This is a genomic window from Stenotrophomonas sp. SRS1 (assembly GCF_026130205.1).
Classification (GTDB): domain Bacteria; phylum Pseudomonadota; class Gammaproteobacteria; order Xanthomonadales; family Xanthomonadaceae; genus Stenotrophomonas; species Stenotrophomonas rhizophila_B.
On sequence record NZ_JAINFD010000004.1, the window covers coordinates 340,901 to 356,857 of the forward strand.

General features: G+C 67.6%; 17 protein-coding genes and 1 tRNA gene. 14 read left to right on the top strand and 4 right to left on the bottom strand.

Going from position 1 to position 15,957, the window contains the following annotated elements:
* Positions 1-20 precede the first annotated feature (20 nt).
* The gene (locus tag K4043_RS16575; protein ID WP_070474511.1) at positions 21-1,445 is read left to right on the top strand and encodes a sensor histidine kinase; all 1,425 of its coding nucleotides are present in this window, start codon (positions 21-23) and stop codon (positions 1,443-1,445) included.
* Between the two features lie 4 nt (positions 1,446-1,449).
* Here the strand turns inward: K4043_RS16575 and K4043_RS16580 are convergent, their stop codons facing one another.
* A complete protein-coding gene (locus K4043_RS16580; protein ID WP_265309978.1) occupies positions 1,450-2,235 on the bottom strand; it encodes a M90 family metallopeptidase in 786 nt (261 codons plus the stop codon).
* Positions 2,202-2,477, bottom strand: coding sequence for a hypothetical protein (locus K4043_RS16585; protein ID WP_259260506.1), 276 nt, complete (start codon positions 2,475-2,477; stop codon positions 2,202-2,204). The genes K4043_RS16580 and K4043_RS16585 overlap by 34 nt, the downstream gene beginning before the upstream one ends.
* A gap of 117 nt (positions 2,478-2,594) precedes the next feature.
* Between K4043_RS16585 and birA the strand changes: the two genes are divergently transcribed.
* The 7 genes from birA to K4043_RS16620 all read left to right on the top strand — a co-directional run bounded on the left by birA (position 2,595) and on the right by K4043_RS16620 (position 7,038).
* On the top strand, positions 2,595-3,572 hold the full coding sequence (gene birA, locus K4043_RS16590) for a bifunctional biotin--[acetyl-CoA-carboxylase] ligase/biotin operon repressor BirA (RefSeq protein WP_265309979.1): 978 nt from the start codon (positions 2,595-2,597) through the stop codon (positions 3,570-3,572).
* Positions 3,569-4,306 carry a type III pantothenate kinase gene (locus tag K4043_RS16595; RefSeq protein ID WP_123731136.1) on the top strand — a complete coding sequence of 246 codons (738 nt, stop codon included), beginning with the start codon at positions 3,569-3,571 and terminating at the stop codon, positions 4,304-4,306. Before birA ends, K4043_RS16595 begins: the two co-directional genes overlap by 4 nt.
* A gap of 9 nt (positions 4,307-4,315) precedes the next feature.
* Positions 4,316-5,155, top strand: a complete 840-nt coding sequence (locus K4043_RS16600) for an SPOR domain-containing protein (RefSeq protein WP_265309980.1) — start codon at positions 4,316-4,318, stop codon at positions 5,153-5,155.
* Positions 5,156-5,196: 41 nt separating this feature from the next.
* Positions 5,197-5,272 (top strand) — tRNA-Thr (locus K4043_RS16605).
* Positions 5,273-5,365: 93 nt separating this feature from the next.
* The gene (rocF, locus tag K4043_RS16610) at positions 5,366-6,286 is read left to right on the top strand and encodes an arginase (protein WP_123731138.1); all 921 of its coding nucleotides are present in this window, start codon (positions 5,366-5,368) and stop codon (positions 6,284-6,286) included.
* Positions 6,287-6,477: 191 nt separating this feature from the next.
* Positions 6,478-6,615 carry an entericidin A/B family lipoprotein gene (locus tag K4043_RS16615; protein ID WP_123731139.1) on the top strand — a complete coding sequence of 46 codons (138 nt, stop codon included), beginning with the start codon at positions 6,478-6,480 and terminating at the stop codon, positions 6,613-6,615.
* 201 nt (positions 6,616-6,816) lie between these two features.
* Positions 6,817-7,038 carry a CsbD family protein gene (locus K4043_RS16620; protein WP_019185523.1) on the top strand — a complete coding sequence of 74 codons (222 nt, stop codon included), beginning with the start codon at positions 6,817-6,819 and terminating at the stop codon, positions 7,036-7,038.
* A 90-nt stretch (positions 7,039-7,128) separates the two neighbouring features.
* Here the strand turns inward: K4043_RS16620 and K4043_RS16625 are convergent, their stop codons facing one another.
* Positions 7,129-7,929, bottom strand: coding sequence for a hypothetical protein (locus K4043_RS16625; RefSeq protein ID WP_265309981.1), 801 nt, complete (start codon positions 7,927-7,929; stop codon positions 7,129-7,131).
* Positions 7,930-8,037: 108 nt separating this feature from the next.
* Between K4043_RS16625 and K4043_RS16630 the strand changes: the two genes are divergently transcribed.
* The 4 genes from K4043_RS16630 to K4043_RS16645 all read left to right on the top strand — a co-directional run bounded on the left by K4043_RS16630 (position 8,038) and on the right by K4043_RS16645 (position 12,435).
* Positions 8,038-9,327 carry a tryptophan--tRNA ligase gene (locus K4043_RS16630; RefSeq protein ID WP_265309982.1) on the top strand — a complete coding sequence of 430 codons (1,290 nt, stop codon included), beginning with the start codon at positions 8,038-8,040 and terminating at the stop codon, positions 9,325-9,327.
* An 81-nt stretch (positions 9,328-9,408) separates the two neighbouring features.
* On the top strand, positions 9,409-9,738 hold the full coding sequence (locus K4043_RS16635; protein WP_123731142.1) for a hypothetical protein: 330 nt from the start codon (positions 9,409-9,411) through the stop codon (positions 9,736-9,738).
* Positions 9,739-9,778: 40 nt separating this feature from the next.
* Positions 9,779-10,711: an MBL fold metallo-hydrolase gene (locus K4043_RS16640; RefSeq protein ID WP_265309983.1), complete on the top strand. Its 933-nt coding sequence runs from the start codon at positions 9,779-9,781 to the stop codon at positions 10,709-10,711.
* 71 nt (positions 10,712-10,782) lie between these two features.
* Positions 10,783-12,435, top strand: a complete 1,653-nt coding sequence (locus tag K4043_RS16645) for a M28 family metallopeptidase (RefSeq protein WP_123731144.1) — start codon at positions 10,783-10,785, stop codon at positions 12,433-12,435.
* A 171-nt stretch (positions 12,436-12,606) separates the two neighbouring features.
* Here K4043_RS16645 and K4043_RS16650 read toward each other — a convergent pair whose 3' ends face one another.
* A complete protein-coding gene (locus K4043_RS16650) occupies positions 12,607-13,941 on the bottom strand; it encodes an MFS transporter (RefSeq protein ID WP_123731145.1) in 1,335 nt (444 codons plus the stop codon).
* Between the two features lie 177 nt (positions 13,942-14,118).
* Here K4043_RS16650 and yedA point away from each other — a divergent pair, with 177 nt between their 5' ends.
* Both yedA and rarD read left to right on the top strand, forming a co-directional pair.
* Positions 14,119-15,021 carry a drug/metabolite exporter YedA gene (yedA, locus tag K4043_RS16655; protein WP_123731146.1) on the top strand — a complete coding sequence of 301 codons (903 nt, stop codon included), beginning with the start codon at positions 14,119-14,121 and terminating at the stop codon, positions 15,019-15,021.
* Positions 15,018-15,938 (top strand): EamA family transporter RarD, encoded by a 921-nt coding sequence (rarD, locus tag K4043_RS16660; protein ID WP_265309984.1) that lies wholly within the window; start codon positions 15,018-15,020, stop codon positions 15,936-15,938. Before yedA ends, rarD begins: the two co-directional genes overlap by 4 nt.
* Positions 15,939-15,957 lie beyond the last annotated feature (19 nt).

Sequence of the window (15,957 nt, forward strand, 5' to 3'; positions counted from 1 at the left end):
GCTGCGGCTGGCGATAGATGATGTCCGGCCGTCTGTGGTTCTTTAAACGCTGGCGGCCGCGCTCACTGCAGGCGCGCCAGCTGTTGGCCGCCTCGGTGGGCCTGGTGGCCTTCCTGGCCCTGGCCGGCTACGCGCTGGACGCCGCCTTCGCCGATACCGCGAAGGCCAACCTGCGCGAGCGGCTGAAGAATTACGCCACGGCGTATGCCGCCGGCATCGACTTCACCCGCGACCGCTCGCTGTACATCCGCGAGCAGCCACCGGATCCTCGCTTTGACGTCCCGGGCAGCGGCCTCTATCTGCAGGTCGTGATGCCGGACGGCAAGGGCAACTCCATGTCTGCCGAAGGCCCGATGCTGCCGACCGTGGGCGGCGGCATGCTGGCCCCGCGCCAGGAAGTCTTCGAAGGCCCGTTGCCGATGATCCAGATCGATGGCAGCGAGGGTTCGGCCTACCGCTATGGCATGGGCCTGGTCTGGGATGCCGACGCCGACCCGGCCACCGAATTCCCGTACACGATCTACGTGCTCGAAGACTCGCGCGCGCTCGGCGCACAGCTGCGCGTGTTCCGCGGGCGCGTGTGGTTCTACCTCGGCGGCATCGGCCTGATCCTGCTGCTGCTGCAGACGGTCATTCTGCAGTGGAGCCTGCGCCCGATGCGGCGCGTGATCAACGAACTGACCAAGGTCCAGCGCGGTGAAACCGAGCGCATGAGCGAACGCCATCCGCGCGAGCTGGAGCCGCTGACCGACAGCATCAACGCCTTCATCGAGAGCGAGCGCGAGAACCTCGAACGCCAGCGCAACACGTTGGCCGATCTCGCGCACAGCCTGAAAACGCCGCTGGCGGTGTTGCGTACGCAGCTCGACAGCGGCGCACGCGATGAGGATCTGCGCGAAGAGTTCGACGTGCAGCTGCGGCGCATGAACAACCTGGTGTCGTACCAGCTGGCGCGCGCGGCTTCGTCCGGTCACAAGCTGTTCTCCGCCCCGTTGCCGATCGAATCCAATGCCGAAGAAATCGTGCGGGGCCTGGAGAAGGTCTACGCCTCCAAGGGCGTGCTGTGCGAATTCGATATCGACCCGGCCGCGCGTTTCCACGGCGAGCCCGGTGATCTGCAGGAACTGCTCGGCAACCTGCTGGAGAATGCCTTCAAGTGGGCCAAGCGTCGCGTGCTGCTGACCGCGCATCCGTTGCCGGCCCCCGGTGCGCGTCGCGCGGGCCTGGTGCTGTCGGTGGATGACGATGGCCCGGGCATCGCACCGGAAGACATCGCCAAGGTGCTGCAGCGTGGCGTGCGCGGCGATGAGCGCGTGCAGGGTCACGGCATCGGCCTGTCGATCGTGCAGGACCTGATCAAGGACTATCGCGGCGAACTGCAGGTGAAGCGTTCGCCGGAGCTGGGTGGTGCACGCTTCGAAGTGAAGCTGCCGCCCGGGCCGTAACGCGTCACCGCATCAGCGGTGACGGACCGTAGAACCGCTGCAGATGCGCGGCTACCGCCGGCATCTCGCGGGCCAGCAGCGCCGGTGCGGAGAAGTGGTACTCGCTGACCACGGCAAAAAACTCCTCCGGCGCTTCGGAGGCATACGGATCGATCAGCGTCTCGCGACCCTGGTCCACCTCGGCGCAGAACGCGTCATAGGCCTGCTGGAAATCCGCCGCCCATTGTTTCTGCCACGCGCGCGGCAAGGGCGGTGTGCCGTCGATCGCCCCGTCCAGTGCATCGATCTTGTGCGCCATCTCATGCACCGCCACGCAGAACCCCGCCTCCGGATCGGCGATGTCGGCCTGGATGTCGGCCCACGACAGAATCAGCGGACCGCTGTCCCACGATTCGCCGATCAGCGCATCGTCCCATTCGTGCAGCACGCCGGCCGCATCCACCTGGCTTCGGTGCACGCGGAACGCCTCGGGATACACGATCAGCTGCGACCAGCCACGCAGGCCGATCTCGCCCATTTCCAGCAGTGGCAGGCAGCACAACGCGGCCAGCAACACGCCATCGGCGTCCGCCAGCTGCAGTTCGGCAGCGGGGCTGATGGTTTTCTCGTGCAGGAAGCGCGCAGCGAGCGCGCGCAGGCGTTCGCGGCGGGCAGGGTCCAGCTGCTGCAGCCAGGCGGCGCGGCGGCAGGTGGTGTCCCAGAGGGTAGGGTCGATCTCGCGTGGCGTGCGGCGCAGCCAGCCCAACAGTCGTTCGATCAGCGGAACATACCCGGCAGGAAGCTGTGCCACTTCGGTGCGCGCAGGCGTGGCAGCACGTCGTCATCGCCGCCACCGCCGGTGCTGGTACCGCTGCTGGCGCTGGGCTTCACCGTGGCCGGTGCCGCAGCCGCCGAAGCCGATGCCGGTGCGCTGCGCTCGTTCTCGTTGGCCGAATAGACACACGCGCCGCGGCCCGCCGTGGTGAGCGCATCGGAAGCATGCGCGGCCAGCGGGGCCATCAGGAGGAGCAGGCAATGGGCGAACGGGCGCATCGTCAACATCCAGCGGCGGGTCAAGTTCTCGATTCTAGCCCGATTCGGCCGGGGGATTGGAAGGCCCCCGGGCGGGCGCTGGCGGCGGCTTTCCCGCATACTTTTCCCGTTTACCCGATGGAAGCTGCCGTGGACGACCGCCAACTGCTGGCCAAACTGGGCGCCGGGCGCCTGTCCGGCGACGCGCTGGCGCGCGAGCTGGGCCAGACCCGTGCCGCGATTTGGAAGCGGATTCAAGGACTTAGGGCGGCTGGCGTCGATATCGACGGCCGCGCCGGTGACGGCTACCAGTTGCAGCAGCCGCTGGATCTACTCGACGCCGAGGCCGTCCTGGCCGCGTTGCCGGCCGCGGCCGGCGGCCAGCTGACCTCCCTGCAGGTGGCCTGGTCGGTCGCGTCAACGAACACCGAATTGCTGCGCTGCAGCGCGCCGGAGCGCGGGGCGATGGCCCTGCTGGCCGAGCGTCAGACGCGTGGCCGCGGCCGCCGCGGGCGGGCCTGGGCCTCGCCGCTGGCGGCGCATATCTACCTCTCGGTGCTGCGCGGGTTTGCCGGTGGCCTGTCGCGGCTGGGCGGGCTGAGCCTGGTCGCCGGGGTCGCGGTGGCCGAGGCTCTGCGCGAGGCCGGCTATCCGGGCGTCGCCCTGAAGTGGCCCAATGACCTTGTCGTCGACGGGCACAAGCTCGGCGGCCTGCTGATCGAGGGCGGCGGTGAATTCGCCGGTCCGGCGCGCGCGGTGATTGGCCTCGGCGTCAACGTCCGGATGCCCGCTGCGTTCGCGGCGGAGATCACCCAGCCCTGGACCGATCTGGATACGCTCTCCGGCGCACAGACCTCGCGCAACGCGGTGGTCGCGCACATCCTCGCCGCCCTGCTGCCCGCACTGGACGCCTTCGAGCAGGACGGCCTCGCGCCGTTCCTCGCCCGGTATGCCGCGCTGGACAGCCTGGCCGGGCGCGAGGTGCAGGTGGAAGAAGGCGGCGTGCGGTTTGCCGGCACGGCGCTGGGTCTGGCCGACGACGGGGCGCTGCGTGTGCGCATCGACGGCGGTGAACGGGTTTTCCATGCGGGCGAAGTCAGCGTGAGGGCGCAATGAGCGACTGGTTGTTTGATCTGGGCAATTCGCGCTTCAAGTTCGCGCCGCTGCAGGGCGTGCGCGCGGGCGACGTGCAGGCGTGGCCGCATGGTGCTGAAGCGATGCCGGCCGCAGCACTGGATGCGCTGCCGTCGGGCGACACCGCCTACGTTGCCAGCGTTGCCGCACCCTCGTTGACCGCCGCCATGCTGGATGTATTGCAGGCACGCTTCCGCCATGTCCGGGTGGCGCGCACCGAAGCCGACTACGCCGGTGTGCGGATCGCTTATGCCGATCCCACCCGCTTCGGCGTGGACCGCTACCTGGCGCTGCTGGCCGTGGCCGCGCGTGGCCAGGCCGTGCTGATTGCCGGCGTGGGCACCGCACTGACCATCGATCTGCTGGATGCCGAGGGCCAGCATCACGGCGGGCGCATCTCGGCCTCGCCCACCACGATGCGCGAAGCCTTGCATGCACGTGCCGTGCAGTTGCCGGCGGCGGGCGGTGACTACAGCGAGTTCGCCAATGACACGGCCGATGCGCTGGCCTCCGGCTGCGATGGGGCGGCGGTGGCCCTGATCGAACGCAGTCGTGTGCAGGGCGGCGAGCGGCTCGGCGCGTTGCCGCATCTGCTGGTGCACGGCGGCGGTGCGCCGGCCCTGCTGCCGCTGCTCGGCGATGCCGAATTCCAGCCCGCGCTGGTGCTTGATGGGCTGGCCCGCTGGGCCGTGCATCAACCGCCGTCGGCAGGCTAGGATCAACCGATGCTTACCCGTGCCCTGATCGTCGTCCTGGTCATCCTCAACCTCGGTGTCGCCCTGTGGTGGCTGCTGCGCGGCGAACCGGCCAGCGCACCGCCGGCATCGCCCGTCGGTGTGGCGCAGTTGGAAGTGCTGCCGAGCACGCAGGCGCCGCCGGCCAAGGCGACGCCGGTGAGCGCGGCGCCTGCACTGCAGGACGTCACGCCCGCCTCCGCGTCCGCGCCTGTGACACAGCCGCCGGTGACCACCGCCGCGCCGGCCACCGCCGTGGCCGACATGCCTGCGCCAACGCCGGCTGCCAGCGTCCCTGCACCGGCCCCGGTGGCCGCAGCGCCCACACCGGCCGCCGTACCCGCACCCGTCACCGCGACACCCACTCCCGCCCAATGCGTGAGCCTGGGGCCCTTCACGGACCGCGCAACGGCCCAGACCGCCCAGTCGCGCGCCGGGGGTGCCCTGCGTGGCGCCAAGCTGCGTGAGGTCGCCGATGCCGGCGCCACCCGCTACCGCGTGCTGCTGCCGCCCGCCGCCAGCCGTGAGGAGGCGCAGGCCACGGTCAAGCGCATCGTCGCGGCCGGCGTGAGCGACTACTACATCATTGCCCAGGGCGAGGACACCAACGCCATCGCGCTTGGCCAGTACCGCAATCGCGAAGGCGCGGATCGCCGCCTGTCCGCCCTGAGCGCCGCCGGTTTCAAGGCGACCATGGTCGCCAGCGGGGGCGATGGCAGCGCGCAGTGGTGGCTGGATGCGACCCTTGCCGAAGGCACCGACCCCGCCGTGGCCCGCCAGCGCAGCGGCGCAGCTCAGCACCGCTCGCTGGAATGCGCGCGCTTGCGCTAGAATCCCGGCTCCGCGACGGGTCATCCCGCTGCGATGCCCATGCCGGCATAGCTCAGTTGGTAGAGCAACCGCCTTGTAAGCGGTAGGTCCCCAGTTCGAATCCGGGTGCCGGCACCATTGATGCACGGTCGATGACGACTGCTGCAGCGCCGCGAGTCGTATCCCCCCGCGCTGGCTATGCTGGTCCTCTTTGCAATGGAGGCAACAGCGATGGCGATGTATTCCCCGGTTTCCCTGATTGGCGTGCCCACCGATATCGGGGCGGGCCACCGTGGCGCGGGTCTGGGACCGGACGCCCTGCGCATCGCGGGCCTGGGTGATGCGCTCACCGCGCGCGGCGTGGAGGTGCGCGACCTCGGCAACCTGGCCGGTCCGCGCAACCCGTGGACGGCACCGGTGCAGGGCTACCGCCATCTTGACGAAGTGGTGGCCTGGAACCGTGCGCTGATGGACGCCACCTACGCCGAGCTGCAGGCCGGGCGCATGCCGATCATGTTGGGCGGCGACCATTGCCTGGGGATCGGCTCGATCACCGCGGTCGCGCGCTGGTGCCGCGAGCAGGGCAAGGACCTGCGCGTGCTGTGGCTGGACGCGCATTCGGATTTCAACACCAGCGAGGTCACCCCGTCGGGCAACGTCCACGGCATGCCGGTGGCCTGCCTGTGCGGGCTCGGCCCGGACGCATTGACCCGGCTGGGTGGCGATGCCCCGGCGATCCGCCCGCAGCAGGTGCACCAGATCGGCATCCGCTCGGTGGACCAGGAAGAGAAGCGCCTGATCAAGCAGCACCAGGTGGATGTCTATGACATGCGCTACATCGACGAAGCCGGCATGAAGCGCACGATGGAGGCAGCGCTGGCTGGCATCGACGCCAACACGCACCTGCACGTCAGCTTCGACGTGGATTTCCTGGATCCCAGCATTGCACCCGGCGTCGGCACCACCGTGCCGGGCGGGGTCAATTACCGTGAAGCGCAGCTGGTGATGGAGATGATCGCCGACACCGGGCGCATGGGGTCGCTGGACATCGTCGAGCTGAATCCGCTGCTGGACAACCGCAATGCGACGGCCGAACTGGCCGTCGATCTGGTCGAAAGCCTGTTCGGGAAATCGACCCTGATGCGCGATTGAGGACGCTTGGCTGAACCGCATTTTCCTGCGTTCACATCCGCTGCACGCCTCTCCAGCCAGATTGCACGTCACGCGGCGCTGTGTGTTTCGACCCACGGCACTGCAGGTCAGGAAGGGGGGCTGCGCTGGCGTGCTCTCCTGACAGGCGGGACCGGATTTCGGTATTGAATTTGAACAATCAGGAGAACCCCATGAAGCGTGTTATCGCACTGATGCTGTTGTCGATGTTCTCGGTGGCCATGCTGTCCGGCTGCAACACCGTTGCTGGTGCAGGCAAGGACGTGCAGAAGGCCGGTGAATCGGTCGAAGACGCTGCCAAGGGCAACTGATCCGCGGATCAGCAGTCAACGGAAAAGGCCGGGAATTCCCGGCCTTTTTCATGTCCGCGCGATGACACCGCGGACGAGACCGTAGTGAATCCATTCAAGCTCGTGAGCGCGTGTTTCATCGCCGCTTGACCGCATGCCAACGTGTGCTGCCGCATTCTGAGTGCACGGCGAGATGGCCGTTGCAATCAAGGATGCGAACCCATGAACAAAGACATCATTTCCGGCAAGTGGACGCAGCTCAAAGGCAAGGCGCAGGCCAAGTGGGGCGACCTGACCGACGACGATTTCAAGGTGGCCGAAGGCAATGCCGAATATCTGGCAGGGCGCCTGCAGGAACGCTATGGCTGGGCACGTGACCGTGCTGAAACCGAGGTCCGCGACTTCGAAGCGGCCATGCGCAAGGATTATCCGGATTACCACTGAGTGGTGATCCAGTACGACGGATCAGCCGTCGGGGGTTGAAACCGGGACGGGCCGCGAGAGCGGCCCGTTTTTCATGCGCGTCGTTCGCGATCAGCGGCCTGGATACGGCGGCGGATCCGGCACGTAGCGGTTGGGGAATGCCTGGGGTTCACCGCGTGCCGGTGTGCCCGTCCGTGGAATGATCCCGCGGGCGATCAGATTGCGTTCGCTGTCGTAGCGGACCTGCACCTGCTGCGCCGGGTAGGGGGTATCGCGTTCAAAGGCGGTGTTGCGCACGCGCGAGGCCTCGCGCTCGCCATGACCGGTGCCGAGCTGGGGTGCCGGTGCGGAGGAGCCGGTGACACGCACACTTTCCAGTGAGGACGAGCGTGCCTGTGGGCGCGCCTTGGCATCGGCCGATCCCGCCGCCGCTGGGGCGACTGCCATGGACACCCGCCCAGCCTCGTGGAAGACCGCCACGCCGATCACGCCGATGTTGTCCGGGCGCCCGGTGCGGCCGGCGTAACTGCGGTCCGGATCGGTGAACACGAACTGGGCGACCTCCTCCGACGACTTGCGCCAGCCGTGGATGTCCGTGGTCTGCCAGGGGTTGAGCACGTAGCCGGTCTGGCCGGGCGCGGCGACCTCACCGCTGATGGCGTTCAGCCCATCGACCGAAAGCACCACCAGCACGCGCTCGGCGCTGCCGTTGCGCAGGCGCACGCTGTAGCGGTGGCCCTGTTGCCCGGCCACCCAGCGTTGCGGGCCTTGGCGATGCTGGGTCAGGGCCTTGCCGCTGTCGCGGTCGATCACCGTCAGGTGGACCGGACCGGTGTCGTAGCGCAGGGGGAGCCCGGGTTTGAAGCCGCACAGGGCCAGCACGGCCAGCAGAGGCAGGATCAGACGCTTCATGGCAAGGCTCCGCAGGGCAGGTGCAGTATCAAACGCACGGCCCCGGCCAACGGGGTTGAGCGCGGGCAGGTAAACTGGGGCGGTTCACTTGTCAGCACTGATTCCCCCATGACGACCCGCGTTCTTACCGGCATCACCCCCTCCGGCACGCCCCATCTGGGCAACTATGTCGGTGCCATCCGCCCGGCGATCGCCGCCAGCCAGGCCTCGGATATCGAGAGCTTCTTCTTTCTGGCCGACCTGCACAGCCTGATCAAGGCGCAGGAGCCCGAGCGCACCCAGCGCTCCACGCTGGAGATCGCGGCAAGCTGGCTGGCCTGTGGGCTGGACCCGGACAAGGTGTGGTTCTACCGGCAGAGCGACATCCCGGAAACCACCGAGCTGATGTGGTTCCTGACCGTGATCGCCAGCAAGGGCATCCTCAACCGCGCGCACGCCTACAAGGCCGCCGTGGACAAGAACCGCGAGGAGCAGCTGGATGACGACGCCGGGGTCAGCGCGGGGTTGTTCATGTACCCGGTGCTGATGGCCGCCGACATCCTGATCTTCAAGGCCAACCGCGTGCCGGTCGGTCGCGACCAGATCCAGCACATCGAGATGGCGCGCGATTTCGCGCAGCGCTTCAACCATGTCTACGGGCAGGCGTTCTTCCCGCTGCCGGAGGTGGTGATCGATGAGCAGGTCGCCACGCTGGCGGGCCTGGACGGCCGCAAGATGAGCAAGAGTTACCACAACACCATTCCGCTGTTCGCCCCGCGCGCGGAGCTGAAGAAGCTGGTGTTCTCGATCCTGACCGATTCGCGCGCGCCCGGCGAGCCCAAGAGCACAGAAGGCTCGGCGCTGTTCCAGATGTACCAGGCGTTTGCCACCCCGGAGCAGACCGCGGCGTTCGCGCAGGCCTTCGCCGACGGCATCAGCTGGGGCGATGCCAAGCAGCAGCTGTTCGAACGCATCGACAGCGAGATCACTCCGCTGCGCGAGCGCTATGACGCGTTGATGGCCGAGCCGGAAAAAATCGAGGCGCTGCTGCGTCGTCGTGGCCAGCAGCTGCGCGAGCAGTTGGCCGTGCCGTTGCTCAAGGAGCTGCGTCATGCGGTGGGCCTGCGCGATCTGTCCACCGCCGGTGACGTGCCCAGTGAAGAAAGCAGGGCGGCACGCGCTGCACCGCCGCTGTTCAAGCAGTACCGCGAACAGGATGGCCGCTTCTACTTCAAGCTGCAGGCCAGTGACGGCACGCCGCTGATCCAGAGCGAGGGCTTCGACTCGCCGCGTGATGCCGGCCAGCTGATCGGCGTGCTCAAGCAGACCGAGCATGGCGACGGACTCCAGAGCGAATTGTTCAAGCTCGAGGCCGAAGTGGACGTGGTGCTCGCCGCATTGCAGGCACTGCGCGAGTAACACCCGCCGCTGGCCGACAACCGGGCTATGGCATGATGCCCCTGCACGCCGCAGGGGCGTGTTCCTGCACGGGAGACTGCGATGGCCTGGTTGTCGTTGTTGTTGTTCCTGCCCTGGTTCGTGCTGCTGGGCACGTTGTACTGGCTGTTTCCGCGCCAGCCGCGTGGCACCGCGCGCCGCCTGTTCGATGGCGCCGCGCTGGTGCTGGCCTTCGTGCTGAGCATCGTGGCGATGCTGTGGGGCCACCACATCGGCGTGGTCCAGAACGATGCCGGGCCGATCTGGCGACAGGTGCTGGCGGTGCTCTATGCCTACGGCGCGTTCCTGGCGGTGATGGTCGCCGCGCTGCTGCTGCGTGGGCCACTGCTGAGCGCGACTGCGACCAAAGCCGCATCGAAGCCGCTGCACTGATCGACGTAAGATGGGGGCGTTTCGCGCCAGGGAGGTGGTGATGCACGTCGACCCCAGCATTCATACGATCGACACCGCGTTCCAGCGCGATGATTTCGACGCCGCCTACCTGATCGTCGAGAACGGTCGGGCGGCCTTCATCGATTGCGGTACCGGCCTGGCCGTCCCGGCGATGCTCGCCGCGTTGACGCGCGCGGGCTGCACGCCCGAACAGGTCGAGTGGCTGATCCTGACCCATGTGCATCTGGATCATGCCGGCGGTGCCGGCCTGCTGATGCAGCAACTGCCCAACGCCACGCTGGTGGTGCATCCGCGCGGCGCGCCGCACATGGTCGATCCGACCCGCCTGATCGCCGGTGCGACCGAGGTCTATGGTGAGGCGGAAATTGCGCGCAGCTATGGGCCGATCCTGGCGGTGGCTGCCGACCGGGTGGTGATCGCCGAGGATGGCCATACCGTGGATCTGGCCGGCCGCCCGCTGCTGTGCGTGGATACGCCCGGGCACGCGCGTCATCACCTGTGCGTGTGGGATGCGCGCAGCCGCAGCTGGTTCACCGGCGATACCTTCGGGCTGTCCTACCGCGAGCTGGACAGCGCGCAGGGGGCCTTCATCGTGCCGACGTCATCGCCGGTGCAGTTCGATCCCGAGCCGCTGAAGCAGTCGATCGCGAAGATGCTGGCCTACGATCCGCAGGCCATGTACCTGACCCACTACGGGCGCGTGGCACCGCCGCAGAAACTGGCGGTGGATCTCGTCGAGCAGATCGATGCGATGGTCGAGATCGGCCGCCAATGCGACGGTCGGCCGGATCGGCATCGCTGTCTGGTCGCGGCGCTGACGGCGTTGTACCTGGAGCGCGCACAGGCCCACGGCTGCCCGTTGGACGACGAAGCGGTGACCCGGGTGCTGGCGATGGACATCGAACTCAACGCACAGGGCTTGGCGTGCTGGCTGGATCGCGATCGGCGCTAGTGCACGGTCACGAGGGTGTCACGTTACACTCCGGTGTCCCGTTTTCTGTCCTGGTGTCTGCCGTGAATCCGATGCGCATGCTGCTGCTGTCGTCCTGCCTGTTCGTGGGCGGCCTGGCCCACGCCGCCAATGACCTGCCCGGTGGCGGCATTGATCCGCAGGCTCTGTCGCGGCACGTACGCATCCTGGCCTCGGACGAGTTCGAAGGCCGCGCCCCGGCCACGCCCGGCGAAGAGCGCACGGTCCAGTACCTGATCGAAGAATTCAAGACATACGGCCTGCAGCCCGGCGGCGTCGACGGCGGCTGGGTGCAGCCGGTGCCGATGGTGCGTGCGCAGGTTGATGGCCCGGTGCGTGCGCAACTGCGCCAGAAGGGCAAGCAGCGCGCCCTGGTCAATGGCGAGGATGTCACGCTGCAGAGCCTGCGTCCGCAGGATGCGGTGGCGATCAAGAACGCCCCGCTGGTGTTCGTGGGCTACGGCATCGATGCGCCCGAACGCCACTGGAACGATTACAAGGACGTCGATCTGCACGGCAAGATCGCCGTGGTGCTGATCAACGACGCCGATTTCGAGGCCGACCAGCCGGGCGCGTTCGATGGCAAGGCGGTGACCTACTACGGCCGCTGGACGTACAAATTCGAAGAAGCCGCGCGCCGTGGTGCGCAGGGCGTGCTGATCGTTCATGAAACCGCGCCGGCCGCATACGGCTGGGCCACGGTGAAGAGCTCGGGCACCTCGCCGCTGTTCGATATCGAACGCACCCGCGAGCAGGCGCTGGCCCAGCACGTGCCGGTGCGTGGCTGGATGCAGCGCAGCCTGGCCGAGCAGCTGTTCCGCGATGCGGGCCTGGATTTCGAGGCCGAGAAGCGCCGCGCGATGACGCCGGCCTTCAAGCCGGTGGCCCTGGGCGATGCGCAGCTCTCGGTGGACTTCAAGCTCAAGCGCGAGCAGGTGATCACCCGCAACGTGGTGGCCAAGCTGCCGGGCGGCGCGCACGCTGATGAAGCGGTGATCTTCTCCGCGCATTGGGATGCCTTCGGTATCGGCCAGCCCGATGCCAAGGGTGACCGCATCCGTCGCGGTGCGATCGACAACGCCACCGGCGTGGCCACTGTGCTCGAGCTGGGCCGTGTCTTCGCTGCCGGCCCGCAGCCGCAGCGCACCCTGTACTTCGTGGCGCTGACCGCCGAAGAGAAGGGCCTGCTCGGCGCCAGCTATTACGCCGCGCACCCGCTTGCCCCGCTGGACAAGACCGCTGCCGTGTTGAACATCGAGATGTTCAGCCCGGACGGCCCGACCCGCGACATTGCCTCGTGGGGCAAGGGCCGGGTCTCGCTGGAAGGGGACCTGGAGCGCGTGGCCAAGGCACGTGGCCGCACCTACTCGCCGGATCCGAATCTGGAAGCAGGCTTCTTCTACCGCGCCGACCACTTCGCCTTTGCGCGCCTCGGCGTGCCGGCGATCACCATCGGCCCGGGGCTGGACATGCGTGAGGGCGGAATCGAGAAGGGCCGTGAACTGCGGGATGCCTACTTCGCCGCCTGCTACCACCAGGCCTGCGATGCCTGGACCCCGAGCTGGGATCCGAGTGGCCACGCCGCCGATACGCTGCTGGTCTACGACCTGGGCGCAGAGCTGGCCAACAGCCGTCGCTGGCCGCAGTGGGAAGAAGGCTCCGAGTTCCGCGCCGAGCGCGAGAAGAGCGAATCGGCCCGCCGCTGAGGCAGGCCATCGGCGGCGCTCAGCGCCGCCAGCAGGGCCATCGCCCAAAACAATGCAGCGCCCACAGGGGCGCTGATTGCATGAGCAGCGGTGCTGGCCTGGGCGAACGCCGGGACCAGCATCGCGAGCATTCCCCCGCCCCGCGCGAGCGCGGGGCGGGCGGGGCAGCGCTTACTTGCGGGTGCCATCGAGCCAGTTCGGGCCCTTGTTGGTCAGGAAGAACATGTAGACCACCAGCGACACCGCGATGATCGCCGTGACGTACACGGCGAACAGGTTCACCTGGCCGGTCTTCAGCGCGCCCTGGTACAGCAGCGGCGCGGTACCACCGAACAGCGAGTTGGCCATCGCATAGCCGAAGCCCACGCCCAGTGCACGCACATGGGTCGGGAACAGCTCGGCTTTGACGACCGCGTTGATCGAGGTGTAGCCGGTCAGGATCACGAAGCCGATGCCCAGCACCAGGAAGGCCATGAACGGATCATGCTGGTTGGGCAGCTCGGTGATCAGGTACCAGCTGTACAGCACGCCGCCGATCCCGAAGAACACCAGCAGGCTCTTGCGCCCGACCATGTCCGACAGCCAGCCGCCGATCGGCTGCAGCACCATCAGGAAGGTCAGCACGCCGAGGTTGATGAGCGTGCCGGTCATGACGTCATTGCCCGCGAACGCACTCTGGATCATCTTCGGCCCATTGACCGAGTAGGTGTAGAACGCGACGGTGCCGCCGGCGGTGATCAGGAAGCACAGCAGCAGCGGACGCCACTGGTTGACGAACAGCTCACGCATCGAGCCGGAGGCCTTGGCGCGGCCATCGCGTGCGGCTTCGATGGAATCGGACTGCAGCGATTCGTCCATGGTCCGGCGCAGCCAGAACACCACGATCGCACCGATGCCGCCGATGCCGAACGCCACGCGCCAGCCCCACGCGGAAATCTCCGGCTTGTCCCAGAAGGTCAGCATGCACAGCAGGGTCAGCTGTGCGAGCACATGGCCACCGACCAGGGTGACGTAATGGAACGAGGACAGGAAGCCGCGGCGCCCGGGAATGGCGGCCTCGGACATGTACGTCGCACTGGTGCCGTACTCGCCGCCGGTGGCGAAGCCCTGCAGCAGGCGCGCGAACAGCAGGATCACCGCCGCCCAGATGCCGATCTGCGACGCGGTCGGGGTGATCGCGATCAGGAACGAACAGGCGGCCATCATCGTGACCGACACCGTCAGGGCCAGGCGGCGGCCGTAGCGGTCGGCGAAGCGGCCGAAGTACCAGGCACCGATCGGACGCATCAGGAAGGTGGCGGCGAAGATCGCCCACACGTACATGGTGGAGTTCTTGTCGGCGGCCGAGAAGAACTGGGATTCGAAGTAGACCGCGAAGACCGAGTAGACGTAGACGTCATACCACTCGACCAGATTGCCGGCCGAGCCTTTGAGGGTATTGGAGATGGAACGCCGCAGGGCGGCCCGGTCGGAAGGTGCCGCGGTGGCGGGGACGGATGTACTCATACAGGGTAGGGGTCCTGGCGGGGAAGCGTTGATTGCACTTGTTACCTTACCGCACGTCAAAAACGGGTGCGTGTCAGGCATCACGATGCGGCCTGATGAAAACAGCGTGCCACCTCAACGCGTGCCGCGCCATCGGCAACGGCCTAGAATTCGGGTTCCCCCGTACCGTGGTGGCCCATGGCCGTCCTACCGCACTCTCCGTCGGCCGCTCCCCGCAGCGGCCTGGTCGTCCTGGCGCTGCTGCTGGTGTACGTGGTCTGGGGGTCCACCTATCTCGGGATCCGGCTGGCGCTGGAAGGCGGCGCACTGCCGCTGACGATGGTCTCCGGGGGCCGCTTCATCATCGCCGGCTCACTGATGTACGCCGTCCTGCGCTGGCGCGGCTCGCCTGCCCCGACCAGGCGCCAGTGGCGCAACCTGGCGATCATGGGTTTGACCATGCTGGTGCTGGGCAACGGCATGGTGGTGCTGGCCGAGCGCACGGTGTCTTCCGGCCTGGCCGCCACGGCCGTGGCGTCGGTGCCGTTGTGGATGGCGCTGTTTGGCGCGATGCGCGGACAGAACGCCAGCCGCGGTGAGTGGCTGGGCATCGCGATCGGCTTCCTTGGCGTGGTCTGGCTCAACGCCGGCAGCAGCCTGACCGCCTCGCCGCAGGGCCTGATCCTGCTGCTGATCGCCCCGATCGGTTGGGCCTTCGGCTCGATCTGGGCGCGCGGCCTGGACCTGCCCAGCCCGTTCATGACCGCCGCCGGGCAGATGCTCTGCGGTGGCGTGATGCTGGTCGTGCTCGGCCTGCTCAGCGGCGAACGCCCGACCACCTGGCCCAGCATGAATGGGCTGCTGGCGGTGGCCTACCTGTGCGTGTTCGGCTCGATCGTCGCCTTCACTGCCTACGTATGGCTGCTGCACAACGTGCGCCCGGCGCTGGTGGCCAGCTATGCGTACGTCAATCCGGTGATCGCGGTGATCCTGGGCGTGATCATCGGCAACGAGCATTTCGGCGGCCGTGACTTTCTCGCCATGGCCGTGATCCTCGCCGGCGTGGTGGTGCTGACCCTGGCCCGGACGCGCGCGAAGTGAGCGTGCCTGCCCAACACAGCCTGCAGGAACAACGCCGCGGCTTCGCGATCACCGCCTTCACCTTCACCCTGTGGGGCCTGGTACCGGTCTACTGGCACCTGCTCAAGGCCGTGCCGTCGCAGCAGATCATCGCCCACCGCATCATCTGGAGCACGGTGCTGGTGGTGGCCTGGCTGCTGCTGAGCAATGGCCTGGGCTGGTGGAAGGCCATCGCCGCGCAGCCGCGCGCGCTGCCGACGCTGGCGCTGAGCAGCGTGGCGATCGCCTTCAACTGGGGCCTGTACATCTGGGCGATCAACGCCGGGCATGTGATCGAGACGAGCCTGGGCTACTTCATCAATCCGCTGGTCAGCGTGGTACTCGGCGTGGTGGTGCTCAAAGAGCGCCTGCGCCGCCTGCAGTGGCTCGCGGTGGGCTGCGCGGCGCTCGGTGTGGCATGGCTGACCCTCGATGCGGGAACGCCGCCCTGGATCGCGCTGGGGCTGGCCTGCTCGTTCGGCCTGTACGGGCTGCTGCGCAAGATGATTTCGGTGGACCCGGTGGCGGGGCTCGGGATGGAGAGTCTCTATCTTTTCCTGCCGGCGATCGGGTTCGCGCTGTGGAGCGAGAACGGGCACGGCGGCGGGTTCTTCAGTGGCTGGGGCTGGCGCACCGATGCGTTGTTGATTTTCGGTGGTGCGGTGACGGCGTTGCCGTTGATCGGGTTTGCGTACGGGGTGAAGCGGATTCCGTTGTCGCTGGTCGGGATTCTGCAGTACATCGCGCCGAGTATCGGGTTGTTGTTGGGCGTGTTCTTTTTCCGCGAGCCATTCGATACGGCCAAGGCGGTGGGCTTCGCGGCGATCTGGACCGGCCTGCTGCTGTTCATCAGCGACGGTGTGTGGCGGTCGCGGGCGGGTGGTGCGTTGAAGCGCTGAAGGCTGAAAGCTGAAAGCT

Coding starts and splice junctions, on each gene's coding strand:
- rocF (WP_123731138.1), top strand. CDS start 5,366: ATGGCGATGTATTCCCCGGTTTCCCTGATTGGCGTGCCCACCGATATC.
- K4043_RS16645 (WP_123731144.1), top strand. CDS start 10,783: ATGCGCATGCTGCTGCTGTCGTCCTGCCTGTTCGTGGGCGGCCTGGCC.
- K4043_RS16585 (WP_259260506.1), bottom strand. CDS start 2,477: ATGCGCCCGTTCGCCCATTGCCTGCTCCTCCTGATGGCCCCGCTGGCC.
- K4043_RS16625 (WP_265309981.1), bottom strand. CDS start 7,929: ATGAAGCGTCTGATCCTGCCTCTGCTGGCCGTGCTGGCCCTGTGCGGC.
- K4043_RS16640 (WP_265309983.1), top strand. CDS start 9,779: ATGCACGTCGACCCCAGCATTCATACGATCGACACCGCGTTCCAGCGC.
- K4043_RS16635 (WP_123731142.1), top strand. CDS start 9,409: ATGGCCTGGTTGTCGTTGTTGTTGTTCCTGCCCTGGTTCGTGCTGCTG.
- K4043_RS16620 (WP_019185523.1), top strand. CDS start 6,817: ATGAACAAAGACATCATTTCCGGCAAGTGGACGCAGCTCAAAGGCAAG.
- birA (WP_265309979.1), top strand. CDS start 2,595: ATGGAAGCTGCCGTGGACGACCGCCAACTGCTGGCCAAACTGGGCGCC.
- K4043_RS16595 (WP_123731136.1), top strand. CDS start 3,569: ATGAGCGACTGGTTGTTTGATCTGGGCAATTCGCGCTTCAAGTTCGCG.
- K4043_RS16630 (WP_265309982.1), top strand. CDS start 8,038: ATGACGACCCGCGTTCTTACCGGCATCACCCCCTCCGGCACGCCCCAT.
- K4043_RS16615 (WP_123731139.1), top strand. CDS start 6,478: ATGAAGCGTGTTATCGCACTGATGCTGTTGTCGATGTTCTCGGTGGCC.
- K4043_RS16600 (WP_265309980.1), top strand. CDS start 4,316: ATGCTTACCCGTGCCCTGATCGTCGTCCTGGTCATCCTCAACCTCGGT.
- K4043_RS16650 (WP_123731145.1), bottom strand. CDS start 13,941: ATGAGTACATCCGTCCCCGCCACCGCGGCACCTTCCGACCGGGCCGCC.
- K4043_RS16575 (WP_070474511.1), top strand. CDS start 21: ATGTCCGGCCGTCTGTGGTTCTTTAAACGCTGGCGGCCGCGCTCACTG.
- yedA (WP_123731146.1), top strand. CDS start 14,119: ATGGCCGTCCTACCGCACTCTCCGTCGGCCGCTCCCCGCAGCGGCCTG.